The organism is bacterium (genome assembly GCA_016708025.1).
Lineage (GTDB): Bacteria > Zixibacteria > MSB-5A5 > GN15 > FEB-12 > FEB-12.
Genome location: JADJGQ010000005.1, coordinates 129141 through 142187 on the forward strand (window position 1 = coordinate 129141; position 13047 = coordinate 142187).

The 13047-nt window shown below is 56.5% G+C and carries 21 protein-coding genes and 1 pseudogene; all 22 read right to left on the reverse strand.

From position 1 onward, the window contains the following. Window positions 1–42: 42 nt before the first annotated feature. Window positions 43–417, reverse strand: a complete 375-nt coding sequence (locus IPH75_15565; GenBank protein ID MBK7143486.1) for a 50S ribosomal protein L18 — start codon at window positions 415–417, stop codon at window positions 43–45. A gap of 15 nt (window positions 418–432) precedes the next feature. Further along, complete coding sequence (rplF, locus tag IPH75_15570) at window positions 433–975, reverse strand: 50S ribosomal protein L6 (GenBank protein ID MBK7143487.1); 543 nt, start codon at window positions 973–975, stop codon at window positions 433–435. A 15-nt stretch (window positions 976–990) separates the two neighbouring features. Next, window positions 991–1392: a 30S ribosomal protein S8 gene (gene rpsH / locus IPH75_15575; protein ID MBK7143488.1), complete on the reverse strand. Its 402-nt coding sequence runs from the start codon at window positions 1390–1392 to the stop codon at window positions 991–993. A gap of 28 nt (window positions 1393–1420) precedes the next feature. Beyond that, window positions 1421–1606, reverse strand: coding sequence for a type Z 30S ribosomal protein S14 (locus tag IPH75_15580; GenBank protein MBK7143489.1), 186 nt, complete (start codon window positions 1604–1606; stop codon window positions 1421–1423). Between the two features lie 6 nt (window positions 1607–1612). Then, window positions 1613–2152, reverse strand: coding sequence for a 50S ribosomal protein L5 (rplE, locus tag IPH75_15585; GenBank protein ID MBK7143490.1), 540 nt, complete (start codon window positions 2150–2152; stop codon window positions 1613–1615). A gap of 11 nt (window positions 2153–2163) precedes the next feature. Further along, the gene (gene rplX / locus IPH75_15590; GenBank protein ID MBK7143491.1) at window positions 2164–2481 is read right to left on the reverse strand and encodes a 50S ribosomal protein L24; all 318 of its coding nucleotides are present in this window, start codon (window positions 2479–2481) and stop codon (window positions 2164–2166) included. 18 nt (window positions 2482–2499) lie between these two features. Continuing rightward, the gene (rplN, locus tag IPH75_15595; GenBank protein ID MBK7143492.1) at window positions 2500–2868 is read right to left on the reverse strand and encodes a 50S ribosomal protein L14; all 369 of its coding nucleotides are present in this window, start codon (window positions 2866–2868) and stop codon (window positions 2500–2502) included. Between the two features lie 39 nt (window positions 2869–2907). Continuing rightward, window positions 2908–3174 carry a 30S ribosomal protein S17 gene (gene rpsQ / locus IPH75_15600; protein MBK7143493.1) on the reverse strand — a complete coding sequence of 89 codons (267 nt, stop codon included), beginning with the start codon at window positions 3172–3174 and terminating at the stop codon, window positions 2908–2910. Between the two features lie 17 nt (window positions 3175–3191). Next, a complete protein-coding gene (gene rpmC / locus IPH75_15605; GenBank protein MBK7143494.1) occupies window positions 3192–3458 on the reverse strand; it encodes a 50S ribosomal protein L29 in 267 nt (88 codons plus the stop codon). Window positions 3459–3461: 3 nt separating this feature from the next. Continuing rightward, window positions 3462–3884 carry a 50S ribosomal protein L16 gene (gene rplP / locus IPH75_15610; GenBank protein ID MBK7143495.1) on the reverse strand — a complete coding sequence of 141 codons (423 nt, stop codon included), beginning with the start codon at window positions 3882–3884 and terminating at the stop codon, window positions 3462–3464. Window positions 3885–3914: 30 nt separating this feature from the next. Next, on the reverse strand, window positions 3915–4808 hold the full coding sequence (gene rpsC, locus IPH75_15615; protein MBK7143496.1) for a 30S ribosomal protein S3: 894 nt from the start codon (window positions 4806–4808) through the stop codon (window positions 3915–3917). A gap of 34 nt (window positions 4809–4842) precedes the next feature. Beyond that, window positions 4843–5583 (reverse strand): 50S ribosomal protein L22, encoded by a 741-nt coding sequence (rplV, locus tag IPH75_15620; protein MBK7143497.1) that lies wholly within the window; start codon window positions 5581–5583, stop codon window positions 4843–4845. 11 nt (window positions 5584–5594) lie between these two features. Next, window positions 5595–5885 (reverse strand): 30S ribosomal protein S19, encoded by a 291-nt coding sequence (rpsS, locus tag IPH75_15625; GenBank protein MBK7143498.1) that lies wholly within the window; start codon window positions 5883–5885, stop codon window positions 5595–5597. Between the two features lie 18 nt (window positions 5886–5903). Then, window positions 5904–6737: a 50S ribosomal protein L2 gene (gene rplB / locus IPH75_15630; GenBank protein MBK7143499.1), complete on the reverse strand. Its 834-nt coding sequence runs from the start codon at window positions 6735–6737 to the stop codon at window positions 5904–5906. A gap of 14 nt (window positions 6738–6751) precedes the next feature. Then, window positions 6752–7045 carry a 50S ribosomal protein L23 gene (gene rplW, locus IPH75_15635; protein MBK7143500.1) on the reverse strand — a complete coding sequence of 98 codons (294 nt, stop codon included), beginning with the start codon at window positions 7043–7045 and terminating at the stop codon, window positions 6752–6754. Then, the gene (gene rplD / locus IPH75_15640; GenBank protein ID MBK7143501.1) at window positions 7042–7665 is read right to left on the reverse strand and encodes a 50S ribosomal protein L4; all 624 of its coding nucleotides are present in this window, start codon (window positions 7663–7665) and stop codon (window positions 7042–7044) included. The genes rplW and rplD overlap by 4 nt, the downstream gene beginning before the upstream one ends. A gap of 12 nt (window positions 7666–7677) precedes the next feature. Next, a complete protein-coding gene (rplC, locus tag IPH75_15645; GenBank protein MBK7143502.1) occupies window positions 7678–8304 on the reverse strand; it encodes a 50S ribosomal protein L3 in 627 nt (208 codons plus the stop codon). A 13-nt stretch (window positions 8305–8317) separates the two neighbouring features. Then, window positions 8318–8626, reverse strand: a complete 309-nt coding sequence (rpsJ, locus tag IPH75_15650; protein ID MBK7143503.1) for a 30S ribosomal protein S10 — start codon at window positions 8624–8626, stop codon at window positions 8318–8320. A 23-nt stretch (window positions 8627–8649) separates the two neighbouring features. After that, window positions 8650–9853: pseudogene (tuf, locus tag IPH75_15655) on the reverse strand (elongation factor Tu). Window positions 9854–9875: 22 nt separating this feature from the next. Then, the gene (gene fusA, locus IPH75_15660) at window positions 9876–11957 is read right to left on the reverse strand and encodes an elongation factor G (protein ID MBK7143504.1); all 2082 of its coding nucleotides are present in this window, start codon (window positions 11955–11957) and stop codon (window positions 9876–9878) included. Window positions 11958–12166: 209 nt separating this feature from the next. Beyond that, window positions 12167–12640, reverse strand: a complete 474-nt coding sequence (rpsG, locus tag IPH75_15665) for a 30S ribosomal protein S7 (GenBank protein ID MBK7143505.1) — start codon at window positions 12638–12640, stop codon at window positions 12167–12169. Between the two features lie 21 nt (window positions 12641–12661). Continuing rightward, window positions 12662–13036: a 30S ribosomal protein S12 gene (locus IPH75_15670; protein MBK7143506.1), complete on the reverse strand. Its 375-nt coding sequence runs from the start codon at window positions 13034–13036 to the stop codon at window positions 12662–12664. Window positions 13037–13047: the final 11 nt, after the last annotated feature.

Here is a 13047-nt window from a genome sequence, read left to right on the forward strand (position 1 = left end):
CCAAAACCTCACCTCATCTATTGCAGGCGACACATTGCCAGGTTAAAATTTCAGGCCACCTTCGCGGGCGCCATCGGCGACCGCTTTGATGCGTCCATGGTAGCGGAAGCGATTACGGTCGAAGACGACCGATTCGATCCCCTTGGCTTTGGCCAGTTCGGCCAGCTTGAGACCGACCTTTTTCGCCGCCGCGGTCTTGTTGTCTTTCTCCGAAATGACCGTCTGCATCTCTTTCGAGTCAGAGGCGATCCCGATCAGGGTCGACATTTTTTCGTCGTCGATGATCTGGGCGAAGACATTGCGGAGCGACTTGCGCACGGTCAGGCGCGGACGTTCGGAGGTCCCGAGGACTTTCTTACGCACGCGGCTTTTGCGACGGTCAGCCTGTTTGTTCTTAATGATATTCTTGTCAGCCATTACAGTGATCCCACATTACTTGGCCGCGGCCTTACCGGCTTTCTGCTGGACATGCTCGCCGACGTATCGAATGCCTTTGCCTTTGTAGGGCTCCGGCGGACGGAACGAGCGGATCTTGGCAGCCACCTGACCGACCAATTCTTTATTGATACCTTCAACGGTAATTCTGTTCTCTTTCGCTTCGACCGTCAAGTTCACACCAGTCGGCGGATTGAAGACGATCGGATGCGAATATCCGATATACATGATGAGGGTGCGGCCTTTGAGTTCCGCGCGATATCCGACGCCGATGATCTGCAATTGACGGGTGAACCCGGCGGAGACGCCGTGCACCATATTGTTGATCAACGCGCGGGTCAAGCCGTGCAGGGCACGGTGTTTTTTCAGGTCGGACGGCCGGGTGACCAGCAACTGGCCGCCATCGATGGCGACCGAGATATCCGGGTGGACGGTCATGGTCAGGGTACCTTTCGGTCCGGTGACAGTGACGTCGTGCTCGGCTATCTGGATCTTGGTCTTCTCGACTATCGGAACCGGCTTTCTGCCAATACGAGACATAGCTACAATCCTTCCTTACCAGCACCGGATCATGATTTCGCCGCCGACGCCCTTTTGGGCGGCTTCGAAATTGGTCATGACACCGCTGGAGGTGGAAATGATAGAGATACCCTGGGCAAAGCGGGTTGACAGGCGAACATCCTGGGCATCCCAGTATTTACGCAGGCCGGGGCTTGAGACGCGACGAATCCCTTTGATAACGGGCATATCACCGCGGCTATAGCGCAGGTAGACACGGATGATCCCCTGCTTGGAATCCTGCAGTTCAAGGTAATCGCGAACGAAACTGTTGTCCTTGAGAATCCGAACAATCTCACGCTTGAGATTGGACGCCGGAATGTCTACCGCAGGCTTGCGAGCCTTGGAGGCGTTCCGGATTCGGGTCAACAGGTCGGCGACCGGGTCGGTCATGCTCATAACGTCGTTACTCCCAATCTCTTGACAACTACCAACTGGCCTTGACCACACCGGGCAGGTCACCGGCCAGGGCCATTTCACGGAAACAGATTCTGCAAATGCCAAACCTACGGAGGAAGGCACGGGGCCGTCCGCACCGACGGCAGCGGCTGTAATTACGAACCGCAAACTTCGGTGTGCTCTTCTGTTTCTCAATCAAACACTTCTTGGCCATGGACTCCTACTTTCGAAACGGCATGCCCAGTTCGGACAGCAACTGGCGCGCTTCGTCATCCGACTGTGCGGTTGTGGTGAAACTGATGGTCATGCCTCTAACTTTATCGATCTTATCGTAGTCGATCTCGGGGAAGATCAACTGCTCGCGCAAGCCGAGGTTGTAATTCCCCCGGCCATCAAACGACTTCGGACTGACGCCTCTGAAGTCGCGGATACGCGGCATGGCGATATTCACCAGGCGATCGAGGAACTCATACATGCGGTCGCGACGGAGGGTGACGGCGCAGCCGATATTGACGCCCTGGCGAAGCTTGAAATTCGAGATGCTTTTGCGGGCCTTGGTCACCAGCGGCTTTTGGCCGGTGATGGTCTGCAGGTCGCCGACCGCGGCGTCCAGCGTCTTCGAATTCTGGGTAGCTTCACCGACACCAATATTGATCGTGATCTTGGTCAGTTTGGGCACCTGCATGACGGAGGAATAACCATTATCCTTCATCAATTTGGGCCGCACTTCGGTTTCGTATTTTTCTTTCAGTCGTGTCATCTTACTGAGCCTCAGATTATCTCGCCCGATTTGCGGCTGATGCGAACGCGCTTTTTAGAGCCGCCCTCATCGATCACCTTCGTTCCAAGCCGGGTCGGGCCATTGACGGTCGAATCCATGAGCGCGAGGTTGCTCATATGGATAGGAGCCTCTTTGGCAACGATGCCGCCCTTCTGGTTGCGCTGCGATGGGCGCTGGTGGCGCTGTTTCTTGTTGAGTCCTTCGACCAACACCGTGTTCTTGACGGTGTTGACATAGAGGACGCGTCCGGTCTTACCTTTGTAAGCACCGCTCCGGACAAAGACTGTATCACCTTTTTTGATCCGCATAGCGTTGTCAGCTTCCCTTTAGATCACCTCTGGGGCGAGGGATACGATCTTCATGAACTGTTTTTCACGGAGTTCACGGGCGACGGGTCCGAAGATACGGGTCCCGCGCGGCTCGTTTTGGTCGTTAATGATCACCGCGGCGTTGTCGCTGAATCGGATAAGCGAGCCATCTTTGCGGCGAAGGTTGGAGGTTGTCCGGACCACCACCGCTTTACAGACTTCCGACTTTTTCACTGTCCCACCCGGGATCGCTTCTTTAACCGCCACGACGATGATGTCACCGATCGAGGCGTATTTCTTTTTGCTGCCACCGAGGATACGGAAGCACATGGCGCGTTTGGCACCCGAGTTATCGGCGACGGACAGAACGGTAAATTCCTGAATCATAGTAAGACACCTTTCCAGACGGCGGAGGAACCGACCTGCCTATTTCGCTTTCTCGACGATCTCGACCAATCGCCAGCGTTTTAGTTTGGAGAGCGGGCGGGTTTCCATCACCCGGACCAGATCTCCTTCTTTCGCCTCGTTTTTTTCGTCGTGCACATACAGTTTCGAGAACGTGCGGACGGTCTTGAGATAGAGGGGATGTTTCATGGTACGGTCAACGCGTACCACCAAGCCCTTATCCATTTTGTCCGAGACAACGAGACCCACTCGAACTTTTCGTGCGCTCCGCGGCGTAGATTCAGCCATCGTCACATCAGCTCCTATCAACTCTTGCCCTTCTTGCCGGCCGTTTCCATGATGGAGGATCTGGCCTGGGCAAGCTTCCTGATTCCCAGTTCATCTTCGCGCATCACGGTCATGATCTGACCGATCTCGCGGCCGATATGCCGGAGGCGAAGGGGATTTTCAAGCTGTTTCATCGATTTACGCATCCGGAGGTTGAACAATTCGTCCTCGAGATCGCGGCGTCGATGGGCCAGCTCATCGCGTGTCATTTCACGCAGGTCAGTGATCTTTACTTTGTCTGCCATAGCTTATGCGCCTTCCGTTTCCGCACGGCCGACGAACTTGGTTCGCAGCGGCAGTTTGTTAGCGGCCAGCCGCATTGCCTCACGAGCCAAAGCTTCGGGCACCCCTTCGATCTCGAAGAGCATGCGTCCCGGCTTGATGACGGCAACCCAGTATTCCGGCGCGCCTTTTCCTTTGCCCATACGGGTTTCCGCGGGCTTTTTGGTGACCGGCTTATCCGGAAACACTCGGATCCAGATCTTACCGCCACGTTTCAGGTGACGAGTCAGAGCGACACGGGCCGCCTCGATCTGCCGGTTGGTCAACCAGCAGGGTTCGAGCGCCTTCAGGCCGAACTCGCCAAAATCGACCGCTGCACCCGAGTTAGCGAGTCCGGTCATCCGGCCGCGCTGGGCTTTGCGGAACTTTGTTCTTTTGGGCATCAACATAGGTTATTTCCTTGCACGCACCGTTGACTGCTACTTCTTCTCACCCTGGCTGCCACCGGTGTCACCACCGCGATTATCACCACGGGGGGCATCGGGACGACGTCCGCGCGGCGGACGGTTATCGCCACCGCCTTCGGGGCGACGGACACGGCCACGCGGCGGGCGACGGTGCCCACGATCGCCACCACCAGGTCCGCGGTCATCACGACCACGTCCGGGGCGACCACCACCTTGCGGCATCTGGGCCATCTTCTCGGCTTCCGCCTTGGCATCTTCGGTCTTCTGACGCATGCCGCCATCGAGTACCTCACCTCGGCAGATCCAGACTTTGACGCCGATCGTGCCATAGGTGGTATTCGCGGTGGAGGTAGCGTAATCGATATCCGCGCGAAGGGTATGCAACGGCACACGGCCTTCCATATACTTTTCTGTACGAGCGATTTCAGCGCCACCGAGACGTCCACCGCACTGGATCTTGATCCCTTCGGCTCCCATCTTCATGGAGGAGCTGATGGATTTTTTCATGGCGCGACGGAAGGAGACGCGTCCCTCGAGCTGGCGGGCGATGGAATCGGCGACCAGTTTGGCGTCCAGTTCCGGCTTGCGGACCTCGACGATATTGAGGGCGATATCCTTGTGCGTGAGGAGCTGGAGTTCTTCTCTCAGCTTGTCGACCTCAGCGCCGCGGCGTCCGATGACGATACCGGGGCGAGCGGTCAGGATGTCGACCGTCACTTTCTTGGGTTGCCGCTGGATCAGCACGTTCGAGATGCCGGCATTATCCAAGCGCCGATTGATGTAGCGCTTGATCAGCATGTCCTCATGAACCAGGTCGGCGAAGAGCCGATCCGGGGCATACCACCTGGAATTCCAGGCTTTAATGATGCCAAGGCGCAAACCGATCGGATGGGTTTTCTGTCCCAAAGTATCTCCTTGTAACCTAACTCGCTAACGTCATCTATTTGGTTTTCTTCGTCGCTGACTTCTTGGCGGTTTTTTTCACCGCGGCCTTTTTCGCCGGCGCTTTGGCAGATTTGCTGCGCGCTCCGGTTTTTGGCTTGGTCGTCGAAGTCGCATCAGCGGCGTCGGTTTTCTTCGTTTTGCTGCCGGTTGTCACGGCAGCTCTGTGATCAGCGCGCTCTTCGAGTTCGATGATCAGGTGGCAATAGCGCTTGCGATAGCGGAAGACGCGACCCATTGACTGGAAGCGGATCCGCTTGGCGGTCGGGGCTTCGTCGACTCGCGCATTCTTGACGTACAGATCCTCGGGGCGAATATGCGCGGTACCGGAGACCGACATGCCGTTGGCGGCGGCGGCCTTCAGTGTCTTGGCGATATGACCCGCCGCAACACGCTTGGTATAGTTCAGCACATCCATGGCCTTCTGGATCGGCATCCCTTTGATGACGTCGGCCACGAAGCGCATCTTGCGCGCCGGGATCGAAACGAACGACAACCGGGCGGTGATCCCTTTCGGGAGGCACTCGACCAGTTCACGGTCGACCATCTCTTCGGTGATATGAATGCGTTCGTACTTCAGTCCGTTGAACAGGTCGATCGTGTGACCGACAAATTCACGGCGGACGGTCGCCGATTTGGCCGAGGTCTTGATCGGGCGCTTCTCGCCATCGGTATTCATCTGGCGAACAACAGCCAGGAGGCCGGATTTCGCTACTTCATTTTGACGTGGTAATGCCATGCTCGGAGGCCTTATCCTTTCACCGCCGTGGCCCGTTCCACAAGCTTGCCACCATGGCCGCGGAAGGTCCGGGTCGGGGCGAATTCGCCCAGCTTGTGACCAACCATGTTTTCGGACACATAGATCGGGATGAACTTGTTGCCGTTGTGCACGGCGAACGTGTGCCCGATGAAATCGGGCGTGATGGTCGACCGGCGCGACCAAGTCTTAATGACCTTTTTGTCGCCGGACTTGTTCATCGACTCCACTTTCGACATCAACGGTTCGTCCACATACGGACCTTTTTTCAAGGAACGGGGCATAATCTATCTACTCCAGACTCAGACTTTCTTCTTGCGACGATCTTCGATCAGGTGCGAAAGCGATTTTTTCTTCTTTCGCGTCTTGTAACCCTTGGTTGGTTTACCCCACGGCGTGGTAGGGTGACGACCTCCCGACGTACGGCCCTCTCCACCACCCATCGGGTGATCGATCGGGTTCATGGCGACGCCACGGACGGACGGGCGACGGCCGCGCCAGCGCGAGGCACCGGCTTTGCCAAGGACCAGGTTCTTATGATCGATGTTCGAGAGCTGGCCGATCGTGCCGTAGCACTCGGCCGGCACCGTGCGGACTTCGCCGGACGGCATCTTCAAAATAACTTTGCTGCCTTCTTTGGCGACCACCTGGACGAACGATCCGGCGGAGCGGGCCATCTGGCCGCCTTTGCCCGGACGCATTTCGATATTGTGGGCGTTGGTGCCGAGTGGCATACGGCTCAGCGGCATCGCATTGCCGGTGCGGATATCGGCCTGTTCGCCGCTGACCAAAGTGTCACCGACATTGACTTCGAGCGGCGCCAGAATATAGCGCTTCTCGCCATCGGCATAGTGCAGCAGGGCGATGCGGGCAGAACGATTCGGATCGTATTCGATCGAGGCAACGCGAGCGGGAATGTCACGCTTGTTGCGCTTGAAGTCGATAATACGATAGAAACGCTTGTGGCCGCCGCCGCGCTGGAATGCAGTCACACGTCCCTTGTTATTGCGGCCACCGCTCTTGCGCAACGGCTCGAGCAGACCTTTTTCGGGGACGGTCGACGTGATCTCTTCGAAAGTCGGAACCGTACGGAACCGGGTCGAAGGTGTGATCGGACGAAAACGTTTAATTCCCATAACTACTGCACCACTCAGACATTATCAAACAACGCAATGGTTTGATCTTTTTTGAGGCGAACGATCGCCTTCTTCCAGGTTGACGACTTACCTTCATACCGACCGAGACGCTTGGTCTTGCCCGGCATGATCAGGGTGCGGACTTCCAGCACCTTGACATTGAAGGCCTTCTCCACAGCATCCTTGATGGTATGCTTGGTGGCCTTTTTATCCACGACGAACACGTACTCGCCCGAGATCTCTTTGAGACGGGTGGTCCGTTCCGTGGTGATATGCTCTTTGATGATGTGACGCGGATCGTAACTCATGCGAACACCTCGTGCACTTTCTCCAGACCGGCCTTGGTCATGATGATCAGGTCGGCATGCAGCAACTCGTAGCCGTTGGCCAGTGCGGCACGACGGTAGGTCACTTTCGGGATGTTGCGCAGCGACAACGTGGCGTTCTGATTGATCCCCTCATCGAGGATGATGCACTTCTTACCGGCCACCTGCAGCTTGCCGAGAATACCGGCCATCGCCTTGGTCTTGATCGCGGACAATTCGAGCTTGTCCAGGACCATGATCTTTTCCGCTTTGGCTTTCGCCGAGAAAACGGACTGGATGGCGACGCGCTTCATCTTGCGGGGAAACTCGTAGCCATAGCTGCGCGGATGCGGACCGAACACAGTACCACCCCCACGCCACAGAGGCGAGCGGATCGTACCGGCGCGAGCGCGACCAGTTCCCTTTTGCTTCCACGGCTTTTTGCCGCCGCCGGAGACCTCTTTACGAGTTTTCGTATCGTGAGTCCCCTGGCGCTGACGCGCGAGGTAATTCGTGATGTACTGGTGGACGACTCCTTCGTTCGGCTCGACGCCAAAAACGGCTTCGCTGAGCTCGACGGAACCGACCGCCACACCTTCTTGATTGTAGACTTTAACGTTCATTGCCTGCATCCACTACTTTTTGCCCCGGTTCGACAACCGGATTGTCACCAGTGAACCACGGAACCCCGGGACGGCGCCACGCACCAACATGAGGTTCTGGTCGCTGATGATCTTGACGATCGGCAGGTTGAGAGTGGTCACTCGGTCTTTACCCATCTTACCGGCCATGCGCATTCCCTTGAAAACGCGTGACGGATAGGAAGAGGAACCGACTGAACCCGGCGCGCGCAGACGATCGGACTGACCGTGCGTGACCGGACCACCAGCAAAATGATGCCGTTTCATTGCGCCGGCAAATCCCAATCCGCGGGAGATACCGGTAACATCCACTTTTTCGCCCTCTTTGAAGATGTCGACATTAACGACTGCGCCCGGCTCGAGCTCCGTACCATCCAAACGAATGGTGCGCAGCCAACGGGTCGGCGAGACGTTTGCCTTGGCGAAAATGCCGGCGAGCGGCTTGTTGATCAATTTGGCACGACGGGCCTCGAAGCCAACCTGATACGCGATCGTTCCCTTGGCGGATGATTTCGCAACCACCGAACAGGGACCGGCCTCGATCACGGTAACCGGGACCATCTCCCCCGTCTCTTTGAAGATACGGGTCATGCCAATTTTCTTTCCAAGAATCTCTTTCATGACGGCAACCTTCTCAGGTCTTGATCTCCACATCGACACCGGCCGGGAGGTCGAGCTTCATCAGCGCGTCCACCGTCTGCGGAGTCGAATCGTAAATGTCTATGAGTCGCTTATGGACTCGGGTCTCAAACTGCTCGCGCGACTTTTTGTCGACGTGAGGCGACCGAAGCACCGTGTAAACAGTGCGCTTGGTCGGAAGCGGGACTGGGCCAACGATCTTGGCGCCGGTCCGGAGCACGGTCCGCGCGATCTCCTTGGTGGAGCGATCGAGCGAATAGTGATCGTACGCTTTGAGGCGAATCCTGATTTTCTGCATTTCCATAGTTCTCTCGCAGTAGTTCTGCTTTACTCCAGGATCTCGTGAATGACGCCGGCGCCGATCGTACGGCCACCCTCACGGATCGCGAAACGAAGCTCTTTCTCCATCGCGATCGGCATGATCAACTCGATCTCCATCGTCGTGTTATCCCCAGGCATCACCATCTCGACGCCTTCGGGCATCTTCACCACTCCCGTCACGTCAGTCGTACGGAAGTAAAACTGCGGACGATACCCGTTGAAGAACGGCGTGTGACGACCACCCTCCTCTTTCTTCAACACGTACACCTCAGCCTTAAAGCGCTTGTGCGGTGTGATCGAACCCGGCCACGCCAGCACCATCCCACGCTCCAGATCTTCTTTGTCAATACCGCGAAGCAGCAACCCAACGTTGTCACCCGCCTGAGCCTCATCCAGAAGCTTGCGGAACATTTCAACACCGGTCACCACCGTCTTGCGCGTCTCCCGGATCCCCACCACTTCGACTTCCTGACCCTGCTTGATGATCCCGCGCTCCACGACCGGTCCCGACCGTCCCACGACCCGTAATGGAGAACACGTCTTCCACCGGCATCAAAAACGGCTTCTCGACCTCGCGCTTCGGCTGAGGAATGTACTCATCGCACGCCTGCACCAGCTTCTTGATCGGCTCAAACGCCGGATCAGTCGCCGCTGCGCCACCCGCACCGGCAGTCATCGCCTGCAACGCCGAACCACGGATCACCGGAATATCGTCTCCCGGGAAACCGTACGTCGTCAACAGGTCGCGGACTTCCAATTCTACCAGATCCAGCAACTCCGGATCATCAACCATATCTACTTTATTGAGGAACACGATGATGAACGGCACACCCACCTGGCGAGCCAACAAAATGTGCTCGCGCGTCTGAGGCATCGGACCATCCGCTGCGCTCACCACCAGGATCGCGCCGTCCATCTGCGCCGCACCCGTGATCATGTTCTTCACATAATCCGCGTGACCCGGACAGTCAACGTGCGCATAGTGACGATTCGCCGACTCGTACTCTACGTGAGCCGTCGCAATCGTGATCCCGCGTTCCCGCTCTTCCGGCGCATTGTCAATGGAATCAAATGTCCGGATCGCTGAACCCGTCAGTTTGCTCATCACCATCGTGATCGCCGCAGTCAACGTCGTCTTACCATGATCAACGTGACCGATCGTCCCCACGTTCACATGGGGCTTCTTGCGAACAAATTTCTCCTTCGCCATCAGGAACGCTCCTCTTGCATTTCTATAAGGCCACTTTTTCCAACATTTTCTTAGACACTTCCTGGGGGACCGGCGAGTACTTGCTGAACTGCATAGTAAAGACCGCGCGTCCCTGGGTGATGTTGCGGAGCTGGTTGGCATACCCGAACATCTCAGACAGCGGAACGTGCGACGCAATCACCTGCAGGTCACCGCGAGCGACCATGCCGCCGATCTTGCCGCGTCGGGAATTGAGGTCGCCGACCACCGAGCCCATGTAGGTTTCGGGGACCACCACCTCAACATCCATGATGGGTTCCAGAATGATCGCGCCGGCTTTTTTGGCGCCATCCTGGAAGGCCATCGATCCGGCGATCTTAAACGCCATTTCGGAAGAGTCAACTTCGTGATACGAGCCGTCATACACTTCGCAGTGAATGCCGGTGAGCGGATAGCCGGCGAGGACACCATTGGTCATCGCTTCCTTCACGCCCTTTTCGATTGCCGGGATATATTCGCGCGGGATCTTGCCGCCGATCACCTTATTCTCAAAATGGAACTCGGTGCCATCGGTGGTCGGACGCATCCGCATATAGACATGACCAAACTGACCCTTACCACCGGACTGGCGAACGAACTTCCCTTCGCACTCAACGGCCCGGGTAATGGTCTCTTTGTAGGCGACAGTCGGACGGCCAACCGAAGCGCCAACACCAAATTCGCGCATCAGGCGATCCACCAGGATCTCGAGATGCAATTCCCCCATCCCGCTGATGATCGTCTGGCCGGTCTCGTCATCCTGACGAACGCGGAATGTCGGATCTTCTTCGGCCAGCTTGACCAAACCATCGGTCAGCTTATCCTGGTCGGCTTTGGATTTCGGCTCGATCGAGACCGCTACCACCGGCTCAGGGAAGGACATTTTTTCAAGGACGATCGGGTGCTTGACATCGCAGAGCGTGTCACCCGTGGTCGTCTTACGTAGGCCGATGGCAGCGACGATATCGCCGGCATATGCGACCTGAATATCTTCGCGCTTGTTGGCGTGCATGCGGAGCAGACGCGCAATGCGCTCTTTGACATCGCTGTTCGGATTGTACAGATACGAGCCTGCCTCGACCTTACCGGAGTAAACACGGATGTAGGTCAGGCGGCCGACATACGGGTCGGTCTGTACTTTGAAGGCGAGCGCGGCGGTCGGCTCGTCCATCGACGATTTGCGCTCCATCAACTTCTCGGTGTCATCGATACGGTGACCCTTGACCGGGAACTTGTCTAGCGGGGACGGCAGGAAGTCGACGATACCGTCGAGCAGTTTCTGGATCCCTTTGTTTTTGAAGGAAGAACCGCAGAGGACCGGAACCATTTTGCCGGCGATGCAGGCCTTGCGGACCGCAATCATGACATCTTTCGGGTCGATCGGCTCATCGTGCAGGAACTGCTCCAGCAGATGATCATCGAAATCCGCGACCGCTTCGAGCATCTTTTCGCGATACTCGTTGGTCATACCGATAAGGTCTTCCGGAATATCTACATCTTCAAACGTCATTCCCTGAGAGTCCTCATGGAAGACGCGGAATTTCATAGTAAGCAGGTCGATAACGCCGGCAAACATCTCCCCTTCGCCACCCGGAACGGCGATCGCCACGCAATTGGACGACAGGCGCTCATTCATTTCCTGGAGGGTGTGGGCGAAATTGGCGCCGACGCGATCCATCTTATTGATGTACGCGAGGCGAGGGACATTGTATTTGTCGGCCTGGCGCCAGACGGTTTCCGACTGCGGCTCCACGCCGCCGACTGCGCAAAACAGCGCAACCGCGCCGTCCAGGACGCGCAGGGAGCGCTCTACTTCGACCGTAAAATCAACGTGACCGGGAGTATCAATGATATTGATAATGTGTCCGTCCCAGAGGCAGGTCGTCGCAGCCGAGGTAATGGTAATACCGCGCTCTTTCTCCTGTTCCATCCAGTCCATCGTCGCGGCGCCCTCATGGACTTCCCCGATACGGTGCGACTTACCTGTGTAGAACAGGATACGCTCGGTTGTGGTGGTTTTACCGGCATCAATGTGGGCCATGATCCCGATATTTCTCACCTTTTTCAGATCTGCATCAACGGGCATAAAAAATCCCTGTCTAACTCCTATACAAAACCTTCAGTGCTTATCATCACAGAAGCGACACAAAGGTTTTCGTCCGGTCAGCAGGGGACGGATGGACCTGAGAGTCAGCTTCTCATCATATCCGCGTAAGTAAGGCGCGCAAAGTCACCCTCGTATGGTTTACGATGTAAACTGCAGAGAGAGAAAACCTCTCTCTTTAGAGAGCAATTCTACCATTTGAAGTGGGCGAAGGCCTTATTAGCCTCGGCCATCTTGTGAGTATCCTCCTTCTTCTTAATGGATGCGCCTTCATTATTGGCGGCGGAGAGGAACTCTGCCGCAAGTTTTTCAGCCATAGATTTTTCACCGCGGCTCTTCGAGTAGGAAATGATCCATCGAATAGCGAGGGCGGTCCGTCGATCGGGGCGGACTTCAGTCGGCACCTGGTAGGTGGCGCCGCCAACGCGGCGGGACTTCACTTCCAGTACCGGCTTGACATTGTTCAACGCCTTGCGGAAGAGGTCGATCCCGGCCTGGCCGGACTTCTTCTCGACCAGGTCGATGGCACCATACATGATGCGCTCGGCGGTCGAACGTTTCCCCTGCTTCATGAGGCAGGCGATAAATTCAGCGACCGCTCGGTCGTTGTATTTGAAATCCGACTCGATCGGTCGGCGATGTCCCAGAGAGATTTGACGAGGCATATTACTAGTCCGTTACCCGAATCACGATTTAGGTTTCTTTGCCCCATACTTGGAGCGTCCACGCCGGCGATCCGACACACCTGAAGTATCCATCGTACCACGAATGATATGATAGCGTACGCCCGGGAGATCTTTGACACGACCACCGCGAATCAACACGATCGAGTGCTCCTGCAAATTGTGACCTTCACCCGGAATGTACGCGGTCACTTCCATCTGGTTCGTCAGTCGAACACGGGCAACTTTTCGAAGCGCCGAGTTCGGCTTCTTGGGAGTAGAGGTATAGACACGGGTACAGACGCCGCGCTTCTGCGGTGAGCCTGCCAGTGCCGGGGTCTTTGTTTTCTCTTCAACAACCCGACGCCCAATACGAATCAACTGGTTTATTGTGGGCACATTATCTCCTG